Here is a 17,943-nt window from a genome sequence, read left to right on the forward strand (position 1 = left end):
GGTAGCCGCAGAGTGGACTGCACAATAGGACCAATTCTGGCAGATCATGCAGACCAATCCATGAGCTGGGCGGACATCTACCCCTGGGAGCGGCCGGGCTCGGGCCCAGGACAAGGCGTCGTGCGGGGCGTCTATGCCCAGGTGCGCGCGGCCATCCTCGGCGGGGCGCTGCCGCCCGCCAGCCGGTTGCCCTCGACGCGGGATCTGGCTGCGCGGCTCGGCGTCGCCCGCGCCTCGGTCGTCGAGGCCTATGAGCAGCTGGCGGCCGAGGGCTATCTGTTGAGCCGGCGCGGGGCCGGGGCCTTTGTCAGCGCCGATCTGTCGGGCCTGGCGGACCTGGCCCCATCGCCCGTCCCGCCGGCCCTGGACCGGCCGGAAATCCCGCCGCCGGCCAGGGCCTTCGCCGCCACCGCCGGCTTCACCACCCTGCCCGGAGAGCGGCCGTTCAACACCGGCCGCACCCTGCTCGATCCGCGCGCCGCCGCCGCCTGGGGCCGCTCGACCCGCCGGGCGCTGCGGCATCTGGGCCCCGAGCATTTCGGCTATTCCGATCCCCAGGGCGATGTCGCCCTGCGCGCCGCCATCGCCGACTACCTGCGGGCCGCCCGGGGCGTGGTCTGCGAGCCCGGTCAGGTCATCGTCACCACCGGCGCCCAGCACGCCGTCGACATCGCCGCCCGGGTGCTGCTGACCCCTGGCCTGCCAGTCTGGATCGAGGACCCGCACTACCCCTCGACCTTGCACGCCGTCACCCAGGCCAAGGCCCAGATCCATTCGATCCCGGTCGACCGTTTGGGCCTGAGTGTCGCCGCCGGCGTGGCCGCCGCGCCGGACGCCCGGGTCGCCTTCGTCACCCCCTCGCACCAGTATCCGCTGGGCGTCACCCTCTCGATGGCCCGGCGGCTGGACCTGCTGGCCTGGGCCCGAAGCGCGGGCGCCTGGATCGTCGAGGACGACTACGCCTCGGAGTTCCGTTACGGCGGCCCGCCCCTGGCCTCGTTGCAGGGCCTGGATGGCGGGGAGCGGGTCATCTATGTCGGCACCCTCAACAAGGCGCTCTTCCCCGGCCTGCGCCTGGGCTACCTGGTCGCGCCGAAAGCGCTGGCGGGCGCCATGGCCACGGCCCGCCAGATCATGGACCGCCAGCCCTCGACCCTGACCCAGGCCATCCTGCTCGACTTCATGGCCGGCGGTCAGTTCGCCGCCCACATTCGCCGCCGGCGCCTGGCCTATCGGGCGCAACGCGACGCCCTGGCCGCGGCGCTGGAGACCCGGCTGGGCGATCTGGTGGAGGTCGACGTGCCCGACCAGGGCATGCACCTCATCGCCTATCTGAAGGACGGCGCAGACGATCTGGCCGCAGAGGCCAAGGTCCTGGCCGCCGGGATCACCGCCCGGGCCATCAGCCGCCTCTACCGCACGGCGCCGCCACGGTCGGGCCTGATGCTGGGCTTTTCGGGCTTCCCCGTCTCGGCGATGAAGCCCGGCGTGGCGGCGCTGGAGCGGGCGCTCAGGGCGCCCTGATGGCGTCGATGGCGGCCATCTGGCCCACCGCATCCCGGCCGCCGGTGATCACCGGACCACCCTGGACGGCCGCCACGAAGGCCTTGAGCTGGAAGCTGTAGGTCGTTTCGCGGCTGAAGGTCATGGTCTCGTCCCCGACCGTCAGCTGGTGGCCGAGCTGCGGCGACAGCGGGTTGATGGCGCTCAGCCTTCCCAGTTCCCCCTCGACCTCCAGCGTGGCGCGCGGCCCCTCGTCCATGGCGCAATCGATCACCGCGGTCAGGCCCTCGCCGAAATCCAGTTCCGCCCGGGTGGCTATGTCGGCCCCGCCCGCGTGAAGGCGGCGCGTCACCGAGACGATGCGGGGCTCGCGCCCGGCCAGGCTGCGGCACCAGTGCAGGGGGTAGGTCCCCAGGTCCATCAGCGCCCCGCCGCCCAGGGCCGCGTCGTAGCGAATCTCGCCGGGCGTCTCGGCGATGGGGACGCTGAACACCGCCTCGATGCGTTTGAGCCGCCCCAGCCCGGCGCGCGCCGCCAGGATGGCCTCGAACATCGGGTGGTAGCGGTAATGGAAGGCTTCCATCAGCACCTGGCCGGTTTCATCGGCCGCCGTGACCATGGCCTGGGCCTCGGCGGCGTTGAGGGCGAAGGGCTTCTCGCACAGCACATGCTTGCCCGCCTTCAGCGCGGCGACGGTCAGGTCGGCGTGCCGGGCCGGGGGCAGGGCGTTGTAGATGGCGTCGACCGTGTCGCTGGCGATCAGCGCCTCGTAGTTGTCGAGGGCTTCAGGGATGCCGTGCGTCTCTGCGAAGGCGCGCGCCCGGTCGCCGTCGCGGGCCGCCACGGCCACGACCTCCGCGTCGGGATTGTCCCGGGCGGGCGCGATCAGGGCGGGCGGGGCGATGCGGGCCGCGCCCAGGATGCCGATGCGGAGAGGAGGGCTCATGACGCCAGCTTCGCCGGACAGTTGACGCCGATCAAGGCGCCGCAACGCCAGAGGTTCAGGCTCGTTCTATCGAACACCCCCTGGAGGCCTCGCCATGCGACGCCCGGCTCTCGCCACCCTGATCCTGCTTTCCGCCGTGTCGGCCATCGCCTGCCGGCCGCGGCCCATTCCGCCGAACGTGACGCCGCCCCAGGCCGAGGCGCCGCCCGCTCCGGCGCCGGCCCCCGCGCCCAAACCGGACACGCCCGCCCAGCCCTGACGGAGCGCTATCATGCGCGCCATGGTGCTGATCGCGCCCGGCCGGCCATTGCAGCTTGAGCACCGCCCCGATCCGGTTCCCGGGACGGGCGAACTGGCCATCCGGGTGCTGGCCTGCGGGGTCTGCCGCACCGATCTGCACGTGGTCGATGGCGAACTGACCCAGCCCGCCCTGCCCGTGGTTCCGGGCCATGAGATTGTCGGTGAGGTCGTGGCCGTGGGTCCCGGCGTCGAGGCCGGCCGGCTTGGCCAGCGGGTGGGCGTCGGCTGGTTGGCGCGGGCCTGCGGGGCCTGTTCCTACTGCCGGTCGGGCCGCGAGAACCTCTGCGATGACCCGCTGTTCACCGGCTACACGCGGGACGGCGGCTTCGCCAGTCACGCCGTGGCCGACGCCCGCTATGCCTATCCGCTCGACCCGGACCAGGGCGCCGCCGGCGCCGCGCCCCTGCTGTGCGCCGGCCTGATCGGCTGGCGCTCGCTGGTCATGGCCGGGGAGGCGCCGGTGCTGGGTCTCTACGGCTTCGGCGCGGCGGCCCACATCATCCTGCAGGTGGCCAAGTGGCAGGGTCGGCGGGTGTTCGTCTTCACCAGGCCGGGCGACGGAGAAGGCCAGGCCCTGGCGCGCACGCTCGGCGCCGACTGGGCCGGCGGAACCGATCAGGCCGCCCCGGCCCTGCTCGACGCCGCCATCCTCTATGCCCCGGCCGGCGAGCTGGTGCCGCTGGCGCTGCGGGCGGTGCGCAAGGGCGGCCGGGTGGTCTGCGCCGGCATCCATATGAGCCCCATCCCCAGCTTCCCCTACGAAATCCTGTGGGGCGAGCGGCAGGTGCTGTCGGTGGCCAATCTGACCCGGCAGGATGCCGCGGACTTCCTGCGCGTCGCCCCGCTGGCCGGGGTGACCGCCCATGTCACCACCTATCCGCTCGAGGCGGCCAACCAGGCGCTGGACGACCTGCGGGCCGGTCTGGTGCACGGGGCCGCCGTCCTCATCCCTTGAGCCCGATCAAGGCGCGCGCCCCGGAAAGCGGCTGCAATGCCGCCAGACTGGGAGACGCAGACCATGACTTTCAAAGACATCCTTGTTCCGATGACCGACGCCCCCGAGGCGGCGGCCCGCGCGGCCGTGGCCGCCGACCTGGCCCATCGCTTCGGCGGCACGGTCAGCGGCGTCTTCCTGGAGGCGCGGCTGTTCGGCGACCCGATGGTGGCCGAATCCCTGACCTATCTGTCGCCGGACGACATCGACCGCCTGCTGGCCGAACACGATCAGGCCCTGGGCAAGGCGGCCGGCAAGGCCAGGGCCGCGCTGGAAGCCGCCGCCGCCCAGGCGGGCGCGCCCTGCGAGTGGCAGACGATCAATGGCGACAGCGACATGGCCCTGATCGCCCGCGCCCGGCGGGCCGACCTGACCGTCCTGGCGGCCATCACGCCGGTCTGCCTGGCGATCCGGCGCATCCCGGTCCAGGCCGTCGGCATGGCCTGCGGCGGACCGGTGCTGCTGGTTCCCGAAGGCGGCGCGCCGAACCTGGGCCGGCGGGTGATGGTCGCCTGGAACGGGTCGCGGGAATCGGCCCGGGCCCTGCGCGACGCCTGGCCGCTGATCGAGGCCGCCGACACGGTCCATGTCCTGCAGGTCGCAGGACCGGACGCCGAGGTCGACGACGAGGGCCTGGGCCGGATTTTCCAGCGACATGGCCGCAAGGTCGACCTGATCGTCGATCGCGCCCTGTCGGCGTCGGCGACCGAGATCCTCACCCGCCGCATCCGCGATTTCGACATCGACCTGTTGGTCATGGGCCTGTTCGGCCACAGCCGGGTTCGCGAAGTGGTGCTGGGCGGGGTCAGCCAGGACATCATCGACGCCCCGCCGGTCGCCACCCTGCTGTCGCATTGAGGGACCTTCCGTAGCGGCCCTTAGGTGTGCGACCGGAATGGCGCGGGGCGGTCCGGCGGTCCAGCATCCTCCCAGACATCAACGCCTGGAGGTCGTCATGCCCGCCCTGGAATCCCGCCCCGCGCTGGTTGCCCGCAGCCCCGTCCGTCCGTCCGATCCCGAACTGTTCCTGCAGCTTGGCCCCGAGGGGACGCCGCTCTGGACCCAGGACCCCGCCATCGCCACCCGCTTCGGTTCGATGCGCGAAGCCGCCCGCGAGGCCTTCCGCCTGCCCGCCGCGGTCCGCGCCTTCGGCGTCCCGCTCGTCCTTCACTAGATCTCAGACGCCCCGGTGGCCCAGGTCCTCGGCCAGGGCCAGCCAGCGCGCCTTGGTCGCCGGATTGTCCAGGTGCGCGCGGCCCAGCAGGGTCTGGCGAACCGGCCGCACCCCGGTCACCCACAACAGCCCCCTGGCCAGGCTGGCCACTCCATGTCCGCCCAGCAGCAGCCGGAAGATCGGGACCGGCGCTCCCATGGTGACGATCAACCGGGCCGACTTGCCGCTCAGCAGGCTGGACATCGCCGCCTGGGGCGAACTCAGCGAAAATCCCTTGCGCAGCAGCTGTTCGAAGAAGGCCTTCAGGGCGGCCGGCGGCGAGCCGAACCAGAGCGGGAAGACCAGCACCAGGTGATCGGTGGCCTGGGCCATGTCCTGAGCCCGGCGGATGTCGGCGGTCATGGTCGGGCTCTGGTAGTCCTTCAGCGAGCGGATCAGCGCGAAGTCCAGGGCCCCCACGTCCAGCCGCGTCACCGCATGCCCGGCGGCGGTCGCCCCCTTGGCGTAGGCCTCGGCCAGGGCGGCGCAGAGGTGGGACTTGTCGGGATCGGGATGGCCGTTGATCACCAGGATGCGCATGGGCCGAACCTCCTTCATCAAGTCTAACGTCTGCCCCGCGACAGGCGGGAGCGCCTTGATCCAGGTCAGCCGGCCGGCCTTTGACCCGCGTCAAGGTCGCCGCGGGTGAAGCGGGGCAGGGTGGGCGCTTCGGAGTGCCGCTCATGCCCGCCAGCCCGCCTGTCCCGCAACCGATGTCGCCCGACGGCGACTATGTCCGCTGGTTCAAGGACCTGGGGCTGGACGATACGCCGCTGGTCGGGGGCAAGACCGCCTCGCTGGGCGAGCTGCACCGGCTGCTGGCGGACGGGCCGGTGACGGCGCCGGACGGTTTCGCCCTCACCGCCGCGGCGTATCGCGACGCCCTGACCGCCGCCGGCGCCTGGGTCCCGCTGCATGCCCTGCTGGACAGCCTCGACCTGGCGGACGTAACCGCCCTGGCCCGCGCCGCCGCCGCCGCCAGGGCGCTGGTCTATGAAGCGACCGGCAATCCGGTGCTGCGCCGCCGGATCGTCCAGGCGTTCCGCGCCCTGAAGGCCCGGCTGGGCGGCGAGGCTTCCTTCGCCGTGCGCAGCTCGGCCACCGCCGAGGATCTGCCAACCGCCAGTTTCGCCGGCCAGCATGAGAGCTTCCTGCATGTCCGGGGCGAGGCGGCGATGGTCGAGGCCTGCCGCCGCTGTTTCGCTTCGCTGTTCACCGACCGGGCCATCGTCTACCGGGCGACCAACGGCTTCGACCATTTCAAGGTCGCCCTGTCGGTGGCGGTCATGCCGATGATCCGCTCCGACCGCACCGCCAGCGGCGTGACCTTCACCCTGGACACCGAGACGGGCTTTCGGGACGTGGTGTTCACCACCGGCGCCTACGGCCTGGGCGAGAACATCGTCCAGGGCCGGGTCGATCCCGACGAATTCTATGTCCACAAGCCCACCTACCGCGCCGGCTTCCGGGCGGTGCTGCGCCGCTCGCTGGGGGCCAAGCAGACCCGGCTGGTCCGCGGCGCCGGCAAGTCAGGCGGCCAAGCCCTCCGCGCCCTGGCCGTCCCGGCCCGCGACCGTGGCCGCTACTGCCTGACGGACGAGGAGGTCCTGGCCCTTGCCGGGGCGGCGATCGTCATCGAGGACCATTATTCCGCCCGCGCCGGCCAGCCCACCCCGATGGATATCGAATGGGCCAAGGACGGCCGCGACGGCCGGCTCTACATCCTGCAGGCCCGTCCCGAGACGGTGGCCTCGCGGCGAGAGGCCCGGATGGTCGAGACCTATCGGCTGAAGGCCAGGGCCAAGGCCCTGGTGGCCGGCAAGGCGGTGGGCGAGCGCATCGCCGCCGGCCCGGTGCGGCTGGTCCGAGGCGCCGGCGACCTGAACGCGTTCCGGCCGGGCGAGGTCCTGGTCGCGCCCTCGACCAGCCCCGACTGGCTGCCGGCGATGAAGATCGCCAGCGCCATCGTCACCGAACAGGGCGGCCGCACCTGTCATGCCGCCATCGTCGCCCGCGAGATCGGCCTGCCCGCCGTGGTCGGGGCCGCCAGCGCGATGTCGGTGCTGACCGCCGGTCAGACCGTCACCGTCAGCTGCGCCGAGGGCGAGACCGGCAGCGTCTATGCGGGCGCCCTGGATTTCGCGGTCGAGCGCCTGGCCCTCGACAGCATTCCCCGGCCGCGCACCGAGGTGATGGTCAACCTGGCCCAGCCGGACCTGGCCTTCCGCGCCGCCCAGCTGCCGGCGGCCGGTGTCGGGCTGGCGCGGCTGGAATTCATCATCGGTGAGCAGATCGGCGTCCACCCGATGGCCTGCGCCCATCCCGAGCAGGTCGCCTCGGTCCGCGACCGGGCGGCCATCCTCAGGATGAGCGAGAACAGGCCCAAGGCCTGGTTCGTCCGCCGCCTGGCCGAAGGCGTGGGCGCCATCGCCGCGGCCTTCCATCCCCGGCCGGTCATCGTGCGGCTGTCGGACTTCAAGACCAACGAATACGCCCGCCTGCTGGGCGGGGCGGCCTTCGAGCCGGTGGAGGAGAACCCGATGCTCGGCTTCCGCGGCGCGGCGCGCTACGCCCACCCCCGCTACGCCGACGGTTTCGCCCTGGAATGCGAGGCCCTGCGCCATGTGCGCGAGGTGATGGGCCTGACCAACCTGCGCATCATGGTCCCCTTCTGCCGCCGGATCGACGAGGCCCGGCGGGTGCTGGACGCCATGGCCGCCCACGGCCTGAAGCGGGGCGAGAACGGGCTGGAGGTCTATGTGATGTGCGAGATCCCCAATAACGTCATCAGCATCGACGCCTTCGCCGAACTGTTCGACGGCTTCTCAATCGGCTCCAATGACCTGACCCAGCTGGTGCTGGGCGTCGACCGCGACTCCGAGGTGGTGGCCTTCGATTTCGATGAGCGCGACCCGGGCGTGCTGGAGATGCTGCGGCAGGCGGTCGAGGGCGCCCACCGCCATGGCCGCCATGTGGGCATCTGCGGCGAGGCGCCGGCCACCTATCCCGAGATCGCCGCCTTCCTGGCGCGGCTGGGCATCGACTCGATCAGCGTCAATCCCGACAGCCTGCCGCGCACCATGCGGACGATCTGGGACAGCGAACAGGCGATGGCCAAGCAGCCGTAGCTCAAGCCGGCAGCCGCTCGACCTCGACCTCGCCCGCCAAACGCTGCACATCCTCGGGCCGGCAGAGGCCGGTGCCGGGCGAGAGCAGGGCCGCGGCGCCGGCGGCCATGGCCTGGCGCAGGCAGTCAGCCATGGGCAGGTCCCGGGTGATCCCCCATAGCAGCCCCCCCAGGAAGCTGTCGCCGGCCCCGACCGTGCTGACCGGCCGCACGGCCAGCGCCCGGGCCGAGAAGGCCTCGTTGGCGGTGACCAGCAGGGCGCCCTCGTCGCCCAGGCTGAGCGCGACGATCTCGGCCGAGCCGGCGGCGATCAGGGCGCGGCAGGCCGCCAGCCGCGTCGCCAGGTCGGGCAGCGGCAGCCCGGTCAGTTCGCACAGCTCCCGCAGGCTGGGCTTGACCAGCCAGACCCCCGCTTCGAGGACCGCCGCCAGGGCGGGGCCGGAACTGTCCGCCGCCAGCCGCAGTCCGCTCTCCCGGACGCGGCGGGCCAGGTCAGCCAGGGCGGAGGGCGGCACGCCCGGCGGCAGGCTGCCGCTGACCACCACCAGGCCGCCGGCCGGAGCCCGGGCCAAGACGGCGTTCAGGCAGGCCCGCCACTCGGCCGGCGACAGGCTGGGGCCGGGCAGGACGAAGCGATACTCCGCCCCGTCGCCCCGGTCGGTGACGGTGAAGCTTTCCCGGGTCTCACCGGCGATGGGGACGGCCCCGCTGGCCAGCCCCTCCCTGGCCAGCAGGGTGGTGAGCCGCGCCCCGGCCGGGCCGCCGGCCGGATAGATCGCCTGGACGGCGCCGCCCAGGCGGTGGACGACGCGGGCGACATTGACGCCGCCGCCGCCAGGGTCGAACCGGGCGGCCTCGCAGCGCAGCTTGCGCACCGGCTCGACCCTGTCCACGGCGGTCGAAAGATCGAGCGCGGGATTGGGGGTGAGGGTCACGATGTTGACCGGCTGGCTCATGGGTCTAGCCTGAACCCTTCGCCGCCGCGGTCCTTGACGGGGATCAACGCCGTCCTCGCCGCGCTGGTGATACTGGCAGTTCAGACCCGCCGTGGAGTGAAGCCGCCATGCAACCGTTCGCCGCGCCCAGGACGCTGCCGTCGCAACTGGAACGGGCCCGCGCCTATTGGCAGGGTCTGCTGAGGGGCGGGGCCGACATTCCCTTCTGGGACGACCTGCAGCTCACCGATCTGGGCGACCTGGTCCGCGACAGCTTCACCCTGGACGCCTTCGAGCTTCCTCTGCGCTTCCGCTTCGCCCAGGTGGGCGAGGGGCTCAAGCAGTCGGGCGGCGCCGATCTGGAAGGGGTCTTCCTCGACGAGGCCCAGCTCAGCACGCCGTTCGAATTCCTGCTGTCCCAGGCCAGCGCCACGGTGGAAGGGCGCTGTCCGACCCTGCACAAGGTTCCCGGGGCCTATTCCCGCCTGCTGCTGCCGATGTGGGGCGAGGGCCGGGTGGGCCTCCTGCTGGGCGTGGTGGCCTGGGACTAGGGCCGAGCGTCCTTCCCCAGGATGGCGAGCGCCTCCTCGATCAGCGGGCGCTGGCCGGCCAGGATGCGGGCCAGGGCCTCGCCCGGCGGCCAGTAGCGGACCTGATCGACCTCCGGAAAGGCCTGGCGGCGGCCTGAGCGGGGCGGCCATTCCATCTCGAAGGTCTCGCATCGGAAGGCCGAGAGATCGAGATCGGCCTCCGTCAGCCAGGCCAGCACCTGCTTGCCCCCGGCCTGTTTCACGGGCTCCAGCGGCAGGAACGGACCGTCGACCGCCAGGCCGGTCTCCTCGCGGAATTCCCGCCGGGCCGCCGCCAGCGGGTCCTCGCCGGCCTCGATCAGGCCCTTGGGGATGGACCAGGCGCCGGCGTCGCGCTTGGTCCAGAACGGGCCGCCGGGATGGGCCAGCAGGAACTCTGGCCCGCTCTCGCGCCGCCGCCAGACCAGCAGGCCCGCGCTGACCTCAGCCATGGCGCGCCGGCGCCCGGCGGCTGGCCGACAGGGCCAGCAGGATGGCTGGCGCCACCACCAGCGCCCCCAGGATAAAGGGCCCGTTGAGCACCTTGGCGAAGATCAGCCCGGCGCTCAGCGGCCCCAGCACCCGGGCCAGCGCCCCGCCGGCGTTGTTCAGCCCCATGATCTGGCCCTGGCGGTGCGGGTCGGCGGTGCGCGAGATCATTGCCCCGACATTGGGAAAGGCCACCGACTGGCCCATGGCGGTGAAGCACATCAAGACGGTGGTCATCACCCCGCCGGTGGAGACGGTCTGCAGGCTCATGGCCACGACGGTCATGGCCATGCCGATGGCCAGCATGCGGCCCTCGCCGAAGCGTTCCGACAGCGGGCCGGTGACGAAGCTCTGGGTCAGGAAGGCGGCGATCCCGACGCAGGCGAAGGCCAGGCCGATGTTGCGCGGCTCCCAGCCGAACCGGGCCTGGGCCCACAGGCCGAATACCGACTCGATGCCGGTGAAGGCGAAGCCGACCAGGAAGGTCAGCAGGATCAACCGGCCGATCACCGGATGGCGCAGCGCCTCGCCCGCCGCCGCCCAGCGGCTGGGGCGATGGGAATAGTCGGTCTCGCGCACCCGGCTCTCGCGGATGATCAGGATCACCGCCAGGGCGCAGGCGAAGGCCAGGCCAGAGGCCATGAAGAGGGGGATTCGGAACCCCGCCGGCCCGATCCCGGTATGGGCGAAGAGGCCGCCCAGCGAGGGGCCGACGATCAGACCGACATTCCAGGCCGCGCCCTGGTAGCTGAGTTGGCGCGCCCGCTTGGCCGGTTCGGTGACGTCGGCGATATAGCCCTGGATCACCGCCCCGTTGCCGGCCGCCAGGCCGCCCAGCAGGCGGATGCCGAAGGCGATGGCGATGTTGGGCGCGAAGGCCAGGGCGCCGTAGCAGAGACCGTTGGCTAGGATGGTCGAGATCAGCACCGGCTTGCGGCCGATGCGGTCCGACAGCCGGCCCCAGAACGGCTCGCCGAAGAAGCTGCCGATCGAATAGGCCGAGAACACCAGGGCCATCTGCCAGGGCGGGGCGTTGAAGGACTTGGCATAGAAGGGCAGCAACGGGACGATGATCCCGAAGCCCAGCATGTTGATGAAGATCACAGCGATCAGCGACGCCGCGGCGAACCGGGGCGGCGGGGGCCGTTGCGGCTCGGAGGCGGTCATGCCTTCGCTGATAGGCTGGGGACCGGAATGGGGCAAGAAATGCCTTGAATGCCGTCGGGGCGCCGTCGGCATGGCTTGTCGAAACGATCAGGAGCCGCCGCCATGAAAGTCGCCGCCGTCAAATCCCCGGGGGGTCTGGACAGGATCGTCATCGAGGACCGGCCCAAGCCCACCGCCAAGGCCGGGGAGATCCTGGTCCGGGTCCGGGCCAGCTCGCTGAACTTCCACGACTTCGCGGTAGTGGCCGGCATGATCCGCACCCCCGACGGCCGCATCCCGATGTCCGATGGGGCCGGAACCGTCGAGGCGGTGGGCGAGGGCGTCACCCGCTTCAAGGTCGGCGACGAGGTGCTGTCGACCTTCTTCCCCAACTGGGACGGCGGCGGGCCGCAACTGCCCCGGCTGCTGGGCGTGCCCGGCGACCAGGCCGACGGCTTCGCGGCCGAGTATGTCGCCATGCCGGCGACCGCCTTCACCCGCATGCCCAGGGGCTGGAGCTTCAAGGAAGCCGCGACCCTGCCCTGCGCGGCCCTCACCGCCTGGCGGGCCTTGATCGTCGAGGCGCGGATCAAGCCGGGCGACATCGTCCTGACCCAGGGCACCGGCGGGGTGTCGATCTTCGCCCTGCAGCTGGCCAAGGCGGCCGGCTGCACGGTGGTCTCGACCAGCTCCTCAGCCGAGAAGCTGGCCAGGCTGAAGGATCTGGGGGCCGACCACCTGATCAACTACAAGGAAGAGGACAAGTGGGGCGAGGCGGCCATGAAGCTGACCGGCGGCCGGGGCGTCAACGCCGTGGTCGAGATCGGCGGGGCCGGCACCATGGCTCAGTCCATCGCCGCCTGCGGCATCGGCGGACACATCTCGCTGATCGGCGTGCTGGCCGGCATCTCCGGCGAAGTGCCTACGGCCCTGGCCTTTTCCAAGAACGTCTGCATCCAGGGCATCACCGTCGGCTCCCGCCAGTCGCAGGAGGAGATGATCGCCGCCATCGAGGCCAATGGCATCAAGCCGGTGATCGACTCCACATTCCCGCTGGAAGGCATCAGCGCCGCCTTCGCCCACCAGATGAGCCAGAAGCACTTCGGGAAGATCTGCCTGGAATTCTAGGGCCAGATTCCTTGGAGCGCACCGAAACTCCACTTGAAAGCCGTCATGGCCGGTCGAAGTGCCGGCCATCCATAAACTCGGTGGCAGACGGCGTGAGCCGTGTGGCTGGCGCAGAGGGTCCTGGTTTCAGGTCCGCGCGTATGGGTCGCCGGGACAAGCCCGGCGATGACGGTTGGGTGGTGATTGGAAGCCGGCCACTGCACGCCAGTTGAACTCTAGGCCTGGAATTCTAGATCGCGCCGAGTCAGGGTCGCCCCATGGAAAAGGGGCGACTCGAGGCCTTCAGCGATGGCGTGCTGGCCATCATCATCACCATCATGGTGCTGGAGCTGCGCCCGCCGCATGGCGCGCATCTGACGGACCTTGCGCCGCTGCTGCCCAAGTTCCTCAGCTATGTGCTGAGCTTCATCTATGTCGGCATCTACTGGAACAATCACCACCATCTGCTGCGGGCGGCGCGGACCATCACCGGGCCGATCCTGTGGGCCAACCTGCTGCTGCTGTTCTGGCTGTCCCTGACCCCGTTCACCGCCGCCTGGATGGGCGAGAACCACCTGGCCTCGGCGCCGGTCGCCCTCTACGGCGGCGTGCTGATCGCGGCGGCGCTTTCCTACACCCTGCTGGTCCGCATGCTGATCGCTCATGAGGGGCCGGATTCGCTGCTGGCTCAGGCGGTCGGATCGGACTTCAAGGGCTGGATTTCGGTCGCCCTCTACGTCGGCGGCGTGGGTCTTTCCTTCATCCAGCCGCTGTTCGGCTTTGGCCTCTACATCTTGGTGGCGGCCATCTGGTTCATCCCCGACCGGCGGATCGAGAAGCGGCTCTAGGGCCGCCCTTATCCAGGCCGAGCATGGTTCAAACGCTTGATCGAACCTTGATACGGCGCCTAGGCTGCCTTCCCGGTTCAGGGTGAGGAGGACGCCATGGCCATTTTCCCGAAGATTCAGAGCCCTTGCCCGTACAAGGCCACCCTTGCCGCCATGATGGACGGCGACATGTGCCGCCTGTGCCAGCGCCAGGTCCATGACATCACCGATTGGACGGACGATCAGCGCGTCTCGTTCCTGGCCGGCTGTTCGGAAGAGGTCTGCGTCTCCTACAGCCTGCCGGTGAAGGTCGCCGTGGCCGCGGCTCTGGCCGTCGCCACGCTGGCGGCCCCGATGGCCGCCGCGGCGCAGGACTGTCCCGATGTCCAGGTCGAGGTGATCGTCGGCGGCATCCACGACCCGGCCAACACCCAGATGATCGAGACCGCCGCCGACAAGGCCATGCCCGAGCTGCCGGTGGTCTATGAAGACGCCGCGCCGGTTGCTCCGGCGACCGCGCCGGCCGACAAGACCGCCCAGCCCGCCAAGGCGCGGAGCTGACCGGTGGCCCTGTTCCCGAAGATCCAGAGCCCCTGTCCCTACAAGGCCAACCTGGCGGCGGTGATGGACGGCGACCAGTGCCGGATGTGCAAGCGCCAGGTTCATGACATCACCGACTGGACCGACCAGCAGCGCATCACCTTCCTGGCCGAGTGCAAGGACGAGGTCTGCGTCTCCTATCGCCTGCCCAGGGTCGCCGCCGCGGCGGCCGTGGCCCTGACCGCGCTGGCCGCCCCGCTGGCGGCCGCGGCCCAGGACTGTCCCGATACCTATATCGACGGCACCGAGGTCGGCGGCATCCGTGACCTTGGCAAGGTCGAGATGATCGAGAGCGCCGCCGACAAGGCTCTCCCCGAACTGCCGGTTGTCTATGAAGACCAGGCGCCGGCTCAATCTGACGCCGCCAAGCCCGTCCCGGCCGACCAGCCCGCCCCGCAGCCCGCCAAGGGCTAGGGCCGGGCCCGCACCTCGGCCAGGTCCCGCCAGTCCAGCAGGCTGGCCAGCTGGCCCGAGGCGGCCAATGACCGGGCCTCGCCGTCGCCGACGGTGAGGGCGATGTGGCTGGAATCGAAGGTCAGCAGGGCGGCGTCGAAGCTCTTCCAGTGGCCATCGACATAGGCCAGCACCCAGCTGTGCGGCAGGAAGGCGTTGCTGACGCCGTGATAGCGCTCGCGGCTGTAGACCAGGCCGTTGACCACCTTGGCCGGAATGCCGGCCGCCCGCGCCGCCGCCGCCAGGATCACCGCCGCCTCGGTGCAGTCGCCCGCATGGCGGTTCAGCGCATCGACCGCCGAGAAATGGCCGGTGAAGTCGATACGGCCCAGGCGCGGCACGACGGCCTCGACCAACATCTGCATGCGGCGGGTGTCGGAGACCTTCAGGTTGATGACCCTCGCAGCGATGGCCCTGACCTTGGGATGGTCGCTTTGCAGCCAGGCGGTGGGCTTGAGGGCGTCGGCCAGGTAGGCCGGATCGGTCGGCAGGCCCGGCCCGCAGGTCTCGCAGATATCGACCACCGCCGCGCCGCCCGAGAGGACCGCCTTCTGCTCGCCGGTCTGAGGGAGGGGAAACTCCAGGCCGTCCTGGAAGGTAAAGCGGTAGCGGATGTGGCCCTGCAGGGCGCCCGGCGGGATGCGGAAGGGCGACTTGGTCATGGTCTTGGGCAGCACCCTGTAGGGCTCGTAGGGCGCCAGGGCTGTCGCCCGGTCAGTGATGCGGACGGTCAGGCTGGTTCCGAACCGGGGCAGGACCACGGCGACAATGTCTCGCCGGGCGTCCAGGGTCAGGCGCGAGACGCCCTGCAACGAGCCGCCCTCATAGCGGCTGCGCAGCACGCTCATGCCGCCATTGGCAGTGGGGGCGGCGGTGGGCGGGGCGCCGGTGGCGGGGGTGATCGCGACATGCTCGACCACCATGAAGTCGAGGTTGAAGTTGTCGAACTCCAGGCTGGGCGTCGCGGCGGGATCCCAGCCGGCCAGCAGGCCTTCGCCCGCGTCGAACCGCACGGCTGGCGGCAAGGGAACGATACTCTGATGGTGGCCTGAGGCGGTGCGGCGGACGATGACAGCGCGGCCGTCCCGAATGGTCGCCTCGATCCGCGTCCACTCCCGCCCAACCAGGCTGTACAGCGACAGGAAGACGGTGCGGCCCTGCGCATCCTCGCGGCGAGTGTTGGTCTGGACGATCCGGGTGACCGGCGCGCCCTGCTCGCGGACGGTGATCTCCTGTTCGTCGACGATCTCGCGCCCGTCCGGCCGGACGGTCACCGTCTCGATGATGCGGCCGACCTTTTCGCCCTCCTCGGCATAGAGGGTGAACCAGGCGGTGGTCTCGGCCGGCTCGGCGCCCCTGGACGGGCCGCCGACCAGGGCCAGAGTGAAAGCCAGGCCCAGCCAGAGACGCCTCACTGGGCCGCGGCCCGGCGGGCAGCCGCTCCCGCCCGGATCGCCTGGATCTGGCCGCGTTCCTCGATCTCCAGGGCGGCCTCGAACCCCGGGGTTTCCAGGGTGGCGTCGAAGGTGCGCTTGGAGATGCGCAGGGCGTCCGGCGCGGCCTTGAGCATGTCCTCGGCCAGGCCCGCGCCGTAAGACGCCAGCTCGGCGTCGGGGACCACGGCCGCGACCAGGCCGGTGCGCAGGGCCTCGGCGGCGTTCATCGGCCGGCCGGTCAGCAGCATCTCGCGGGCCTTGGAAACCCCGATGGTCCGCTGCAGCCGCCAGCTGACCCCCAGCTCGCTGCCCGACAGGCCGATCTTGATGAAGGCCGGATGGAAGACCGCGCTCTCGGCGGCCACGATGACGTCGGCGGCCAGGGCGATGGCCAGGCCCCCGCCGGCCGCCGCGCCTTGCACCAGGCAGACGATGGGCTGGGGACAGGCCCGCATGGCCTTGAGCAGGTCGCGCAGGGTCCAGTCGCCGTGGGGGCCGTCGCGCAGGGCGTCCGGCTTGCCGCCGGCCTTCAGGTCCGCCCCCGAGCAGAAGCCGCGCCCGGCCCCGCCCAGCACGATGACCCGGGTGTCGGTCTTCCGCCGCTGGCCCTCGAAATAGGCCAGCAGGGCGTCGGTCAGCGGCTGGTTGAGGGCGTTGAGGCGGTCGGGCCGGTTGAGGCTCACCCAGTCGACGGCGCCACGATGCTCGACCTCGAGAATGGAACTGTCGGACATGCGGTGGCTTCCCCGGGATTGGTTGGCGCCCAGCCTTTCATTCCGGGGCGGCGGGTTCAACGGGCAAGGCGGTCGCCAGCCGCAGTTCCGCCCACAAGGGGTCGTCCGGGTTAGCGCCATCGTAGCTCAGCTGGAACTTCTGGCTGTCCTGGAAGGCCGCCTGCTCGTCCGCCAGCTGGCCGTCGCCGCGCACCACCCGCCGCTGAGTCATGGCCAGCAGGCGCGCATAGAGGTCGGGATAGGGCATCGACCAGCCGGCGGGATTGTTCTTCGACTTCTGCTCGTGGGCGACGGTCTCGACCACCGGGATCATCGCCGCCAGGTGGGGGCTGGTCATCAGCTCCAGGCCCTGGGCGCGCGCCGTGGCGTTGTGGCTGGCGTGGTGGCCGACCTTGTAGAACACCACCCGGCTGAGGATGTCGGGCGCCGAGCGGACCGGGTCGTCGGGCTTGGCGGGCTTGGCCGGATATGTCTGATCGTGCCAGGACAGCCAGTTGCCGACCTGGGCGTCGGCCGGGAACAGCAGCACATCGCCGCCGGGGGCCTCGATGGCCAGGGCCAGGGAGGTGTTGTTGACGTCGCCGTCGATCTTCAGGGCCAGGGTCTCGGCCGAGCCCAGCCATTCGGCGTCGATGCGGCGGTCCTTGGCCTGCGGATCGTCATACAGCACGGCGGTGGAGAAGCCGGCCGTCTCGTCCTTGCCCAGGGAGAAGCGGGTGGAGAAGGGCAGGTCGTTGGCGACGATGGTTTCCTGGCCCTGGTGGATCTTCAGCGTCGACTGCAGGGCCGCGACCTCGTCGGGCTTGGTCAGATAGACCTCGCGCCCCGCGCCGGCGCTGGGGTCCAGCTGCTTGAGCCGCGCCATCGTGCGGGGCGGGCCCAGCACATAGGCGGTCAGGCTGTCGTCCAGGCCGAACTTCACCACCTCGCCCGGCTCCAGATAGCTGACCTGATCGGGCGCCTTGAGCTTGAGCCAGTCCAACGCCCCCGCGCAGCTGCGCGGCGATTTGTCGAGCGCCTGGGGCGCCTTGCCGGTCAGGCCCAGGCCGGCGATGTCGTCCAGGTCGCCATAGAACTGCAGCAGGTCCCGGATGGATTCCAGCCGGTCGTCGCCGGCCAGGGCCGTCAGCTTGACCGCCCCTGCCAGGGCCGAGAGCGCCGAGTCGGTGGTCTTGCGGAACTGGTTGGCCTGGCTGTCGGTCGGGTTCTCGGTCCAGGCCATCCAGACCTTCTTGATGGTCAGGGCCTTGAGGGTATCGAAGGCCAGCAGGAAGCCGGACAGATGATCGTAGTGCTCGTGGGTGGCGACCACCAGGTCCAGCACCCCGCCGGTGTCGGCTGCCAGGCTGGTGGCCACGTCCTGCATATGGACGGTGGCGGCTTTGGTGGCGGGCTTGCTGCCGGCCGCCCCGATACATTGCAGCACGCCGCAATCGATCAGGGCCCGGTAGGGCGGGCGATCGGGCAGGGTCTGGGTGAGCAGGAAGCAGTCGCCCAGCAGGCCGCGATACATGCGCACGGTGATGGCGGCGGGCGGTTGGGGAGCCTGGACGGACATCGGCGT

Annotated in this window: 19 protein-coding genes; 11 read left to right on the plus strand and 8 right to left on the minus strand. The window is 71.0% G+C overall.

The window, feature by feature from the left end; all coding sequences use genetic code 11:
• Positions 1-60 precede the first annotated feature (60 nt).
• Positions 61-1,524, plus strand: a complete 1,464-nt coding sequence (gene pdxR, locus QO010_RS10730) for a MocR-like pyridoxine biosynthesis transcription factor PdxR (RefSeq protein WP_307348982.1) — start codon at positions 61-63, stop codon at positions 1,522-1,524.
• On the opposite strand, the gene QO010_RS10735 is transcribed toward pdxR, so the two are convergent.
• Positions 1,511-2,449 carry a Gfo/Idh/MocA family protein gene (locus QO010_RS10735; RefSeq protein WP_307348984.1) on the minus strand — a complete coding sequence of 313 codons (939 nt, stop codon included), beginning with the start codon at positions 2,447-2,449 and terminating at the stop codon, positions 1,511-1,513. The genes pdxR and QO010_RS10735 overlap by 14 nt on opposite strands.
• A gap of 94 nt (positions 2,450-2,543) precedes the next feature.
• On the opposite strand from QO010_RS10735, the gene QO010_RS10740 reads away from it, so the two are divergent.
• The 4 genes from QO010_RS10740 (at position 2,544) to QO010_RS10755 (ending at position 4,917) form a co-directional block, all read left to right on the plus strand.
• Positions 2,544-2,708 carry a hypothetical protein gene (locus tag QO010_RS10740; protein ID WP_307348986.1) on the plus strand — a complete coding sequence of 55 codons (165 nt, stop codon included), beginning with the start codon at positions 2,544-2,546 and terminating at the stop codon, positions 2,706-2,708.
• Between the two features lie 12 nt (positions 2,709-2,720).
• Positions 2,721-3,704 carry a zinc-dependent alcohol dehydrogenase family protein gene (locus QO010_RS10745; RefSeq protein ID WP_307348988.1) on the plus strand — a complete coding sequence of 328 codons (984 nt, stop codon included), beginning with the start codon at positions 2,721-2,723 and terminating at the stop codon, positions 3,702-3,704.
• Positions 3,705-3,767: 63 nt separating this feature from the next.
• Positions 3,768-4,601, plus strand: a complete 834-nt coding sequence (locus tag QO010_RS10750; RefSeq protein WP_307348991.1) for a universal stress protein — start codon at positions 3,768-3,770, stop codon at positions 4,599-4,601.
• Between the two features lie 97 nt (positions 4,602-4,698).
• Entirely contained in the window at positions 4,699-4,917 is a 219-nt protein-coding gene (locus QO010_RS10755; RefSeq protein WP_307348994.1) for a hypothetical protein, read from the plus strand.
• Positions 4,918-4,920: 3 nt separating this feature from the next.
• Here QO010_RS10755 and QO010_RS10760 read toward each other — a convergent pair whose 3' ends face one another.
• The gene (locus QO010_RS10760) at positions 4,921-5,496 is read right to left on the minus strand and encodes an NAD(P)H-dependent oxidoreductase (RefSeq protein WP_307348995.1); all 576 of its coding nucleotides are present in this window, start codon (positions 5,494-5,496) and stop codon (positions 4,921-4,923) included.
• A gap of 143 nt (positions 5,497-5,639) precedes the next feature.
• Here QO010_RS10760 and ppsA point away from each other — a divergent pair, with 143 nt between their 5' ends.
• The gene (gene ppsA, locus QO010_RS10765) at positions 5,640-8,084 is read left to right on the plus strand and encodes a phosphoenolpyruvate synthase (RefSeq protein ID WP_307348996.1); all 2,445 of its coding nucleotides are present in this window, start codon (positions 5,640-5,642) and stop codon (positions 8,082-8,084) included.
• A gap of 1 nt (position 8,085) precedes the next feature.
• Here the strand turns inward: ppsA and QO010_RS10770 are convergent, their stop codons facing one another.
• Positions 8,086-9,039 (minus strand): 1-phosphofructokinase family hexose kinase, encoded by a 954-nt coding sequence (locus QO010_RS10770; RefSeq protein ID WP_307348997.1) that lies wholly within the window; start codon positions 9,037-9,039, stop codon positions 8,086-8,088.
• Between the two features lie 107 nt (positions 9,040-9,146).
• Here QO010_RS10770 and QO010_RS10775 point away from each other — a divergent pair, with 107 nt between their 5' ends.
• Positions 9,147-9,569 (plus strand): hypothetical protein, encoded by a 423-nt coding sequence (locus QO010_RS10775; RefSeq protein ID WP_307348998.1) that lies wholly within the window; start codon positions 9,147-9,149, stop codon positions 9,567-9,569.
• On the opposite strand, the gene QO010_RS10780 is transcribed toward QO010_RS10775, so the two are convergent.
• Together QO010_RS10780 and QO010_RS10785 are read right to left on the minus strand one after the other, a co-directional pair.
• Positions 9,566-10,039 carry an NUDIX hydrolase gene (locus QO010_RS10780; RefSeq protein ID WP_307349001.1) on the minus strand — a complete coding sequence of 158 codons (474 nt, stop codon included), beginning with the start codon at positions 10,037-10,039 and terminating at the stop codon, positions 9,566-9,568. The two genes, QO010_RS10775 and QO010_RS10780, sit on opposite strands and share 4 nt — an antisense overlap.
• Positions 10,032-11,315, minus strand: coding sequence for an MFS transporter (locus QO010_RS10785; RefSeq protein WP_370873740.1), 1,284 nt, complete (start codon positions 11,313-11,315; stop codon positions 10,032-10,034). The genes QO010_RS10780 and QO010_RS10785 overlap by 8 nt, the downstream gene beginning before the upstream one ends.
• 30 nt (positions 11,316-11,345) lie before the next feature.
• Between QO010_RS10785 and QO010_RS10790 the strand changes: the two genes are divergently transcribed.
• From QO010_RS10790 to QO010_RS10805, 4 genes are all read left to right on the plus strand, one after another.
• On the plus strand, positions 11,346-12,350 hold the full coding sequence (locus QO010_RS10790; protein WP_307349003.1) for a zinc-dependent alcohol dehydrogenase family protein: 1,005 nt from the start codon (positions 11,346-11,348) through the stop codon (positions 12,348-12,350).
• Between the two features lie 257 nt (positions 12,351-12,607).
• Positions 12,608-13,177, plus strand: coding sequence for a TMEM175 family protein (locus QO010_RS10795; protein WP_307349005.1), 570 nt, complete (start codon positions 12,608-12,610; stop codon positions 13,175-13,177).
• Positions 13,178-13,273: 96 nt separating this feature from the next.
• Positions 13,274-13,717, plus strand: a complete 444-nt coding sequence (locus QO010_RS10800) for a hypothetical protein (protein ID WP_307349007.1) — start codon at positions 13,274-13,276, stop codon at positions 13,715-13,717.
• A gap of 3 nt (positions 13,718-13,720) precedes the next feature.
• Positions 13,721-14,170 (plus strand): hypothetical protein, encoded by a 450-nt coding sequence (locus tag QO010_RS10805; protein ID WP_307349008.1) that lies wholly within the window; start codon positions 13,721-13,723, stop codon positions 14,168-14,170.
• On the opposite strand, the gene QO010_RS10810 is transcribed toward QO010_RS10805, so the two are convergent.
• Genes QO010_RS10810 through QO010_RS10820 form a run of 3 tightly spaced genes read right to left on the minus strand, consistent with a single transcriptional unit; the run spans position 14,167 to position 17,937 of the window.
• Positions 14,167-15,624, minus strand: coding sequence for a transglutaminase domain-containing protein (locus tag QO010_RS10810; RefSeq protein WP_307349010.1), 1,458 nt, complete (start codon positions 15,622-15,624; stop codon positions 14,167-14,169). The genes QO010_RS10805 and QO010_RS10810 overlap by 4 nt on opposite strands.
• The gene (locus QO010_RS10815) at positions 15,621-16,379 is read right to left on the minus strand and encodes an enoyl-CoA hydratase/isomerase family protein (protein WP_307349013.1); all 759 of its coding nucleotides are present in this window, start codon (positions 16,377-16,379) and stop codon (positions 15,621-15,623) included. The genes QO010_RS10810 and QO010_RS10815 overlap by 4 nt, the downstream gene beginning before the upstream one ends.
• A 37-nt stretch (positions 16,380-16,416) precedes the next feature.
• A complete protein-coding gene (locus QO010_RS10820) occupies positions 16,417-17,937 on the minus strand; it encodes a ComEC/Rec2 family competence protein (protein ID WP_307349016.1) in 1,521 nt (506 codons plus the stop codon).
• Positions 17,938-17,943: the final 6 nt, after the last annotated feature.

The sequence above is a fragment of the Caulobacter ginsengisoli genome (assembly GCF_030814835.1).
GTDB classification, from domain to species: Bacteria; Pseudomonadota; Alphaproteobacteria; order Caulobacterales; family Caulobacteraceae; genus Caulobacter; species Caulobacter ginsengisoli.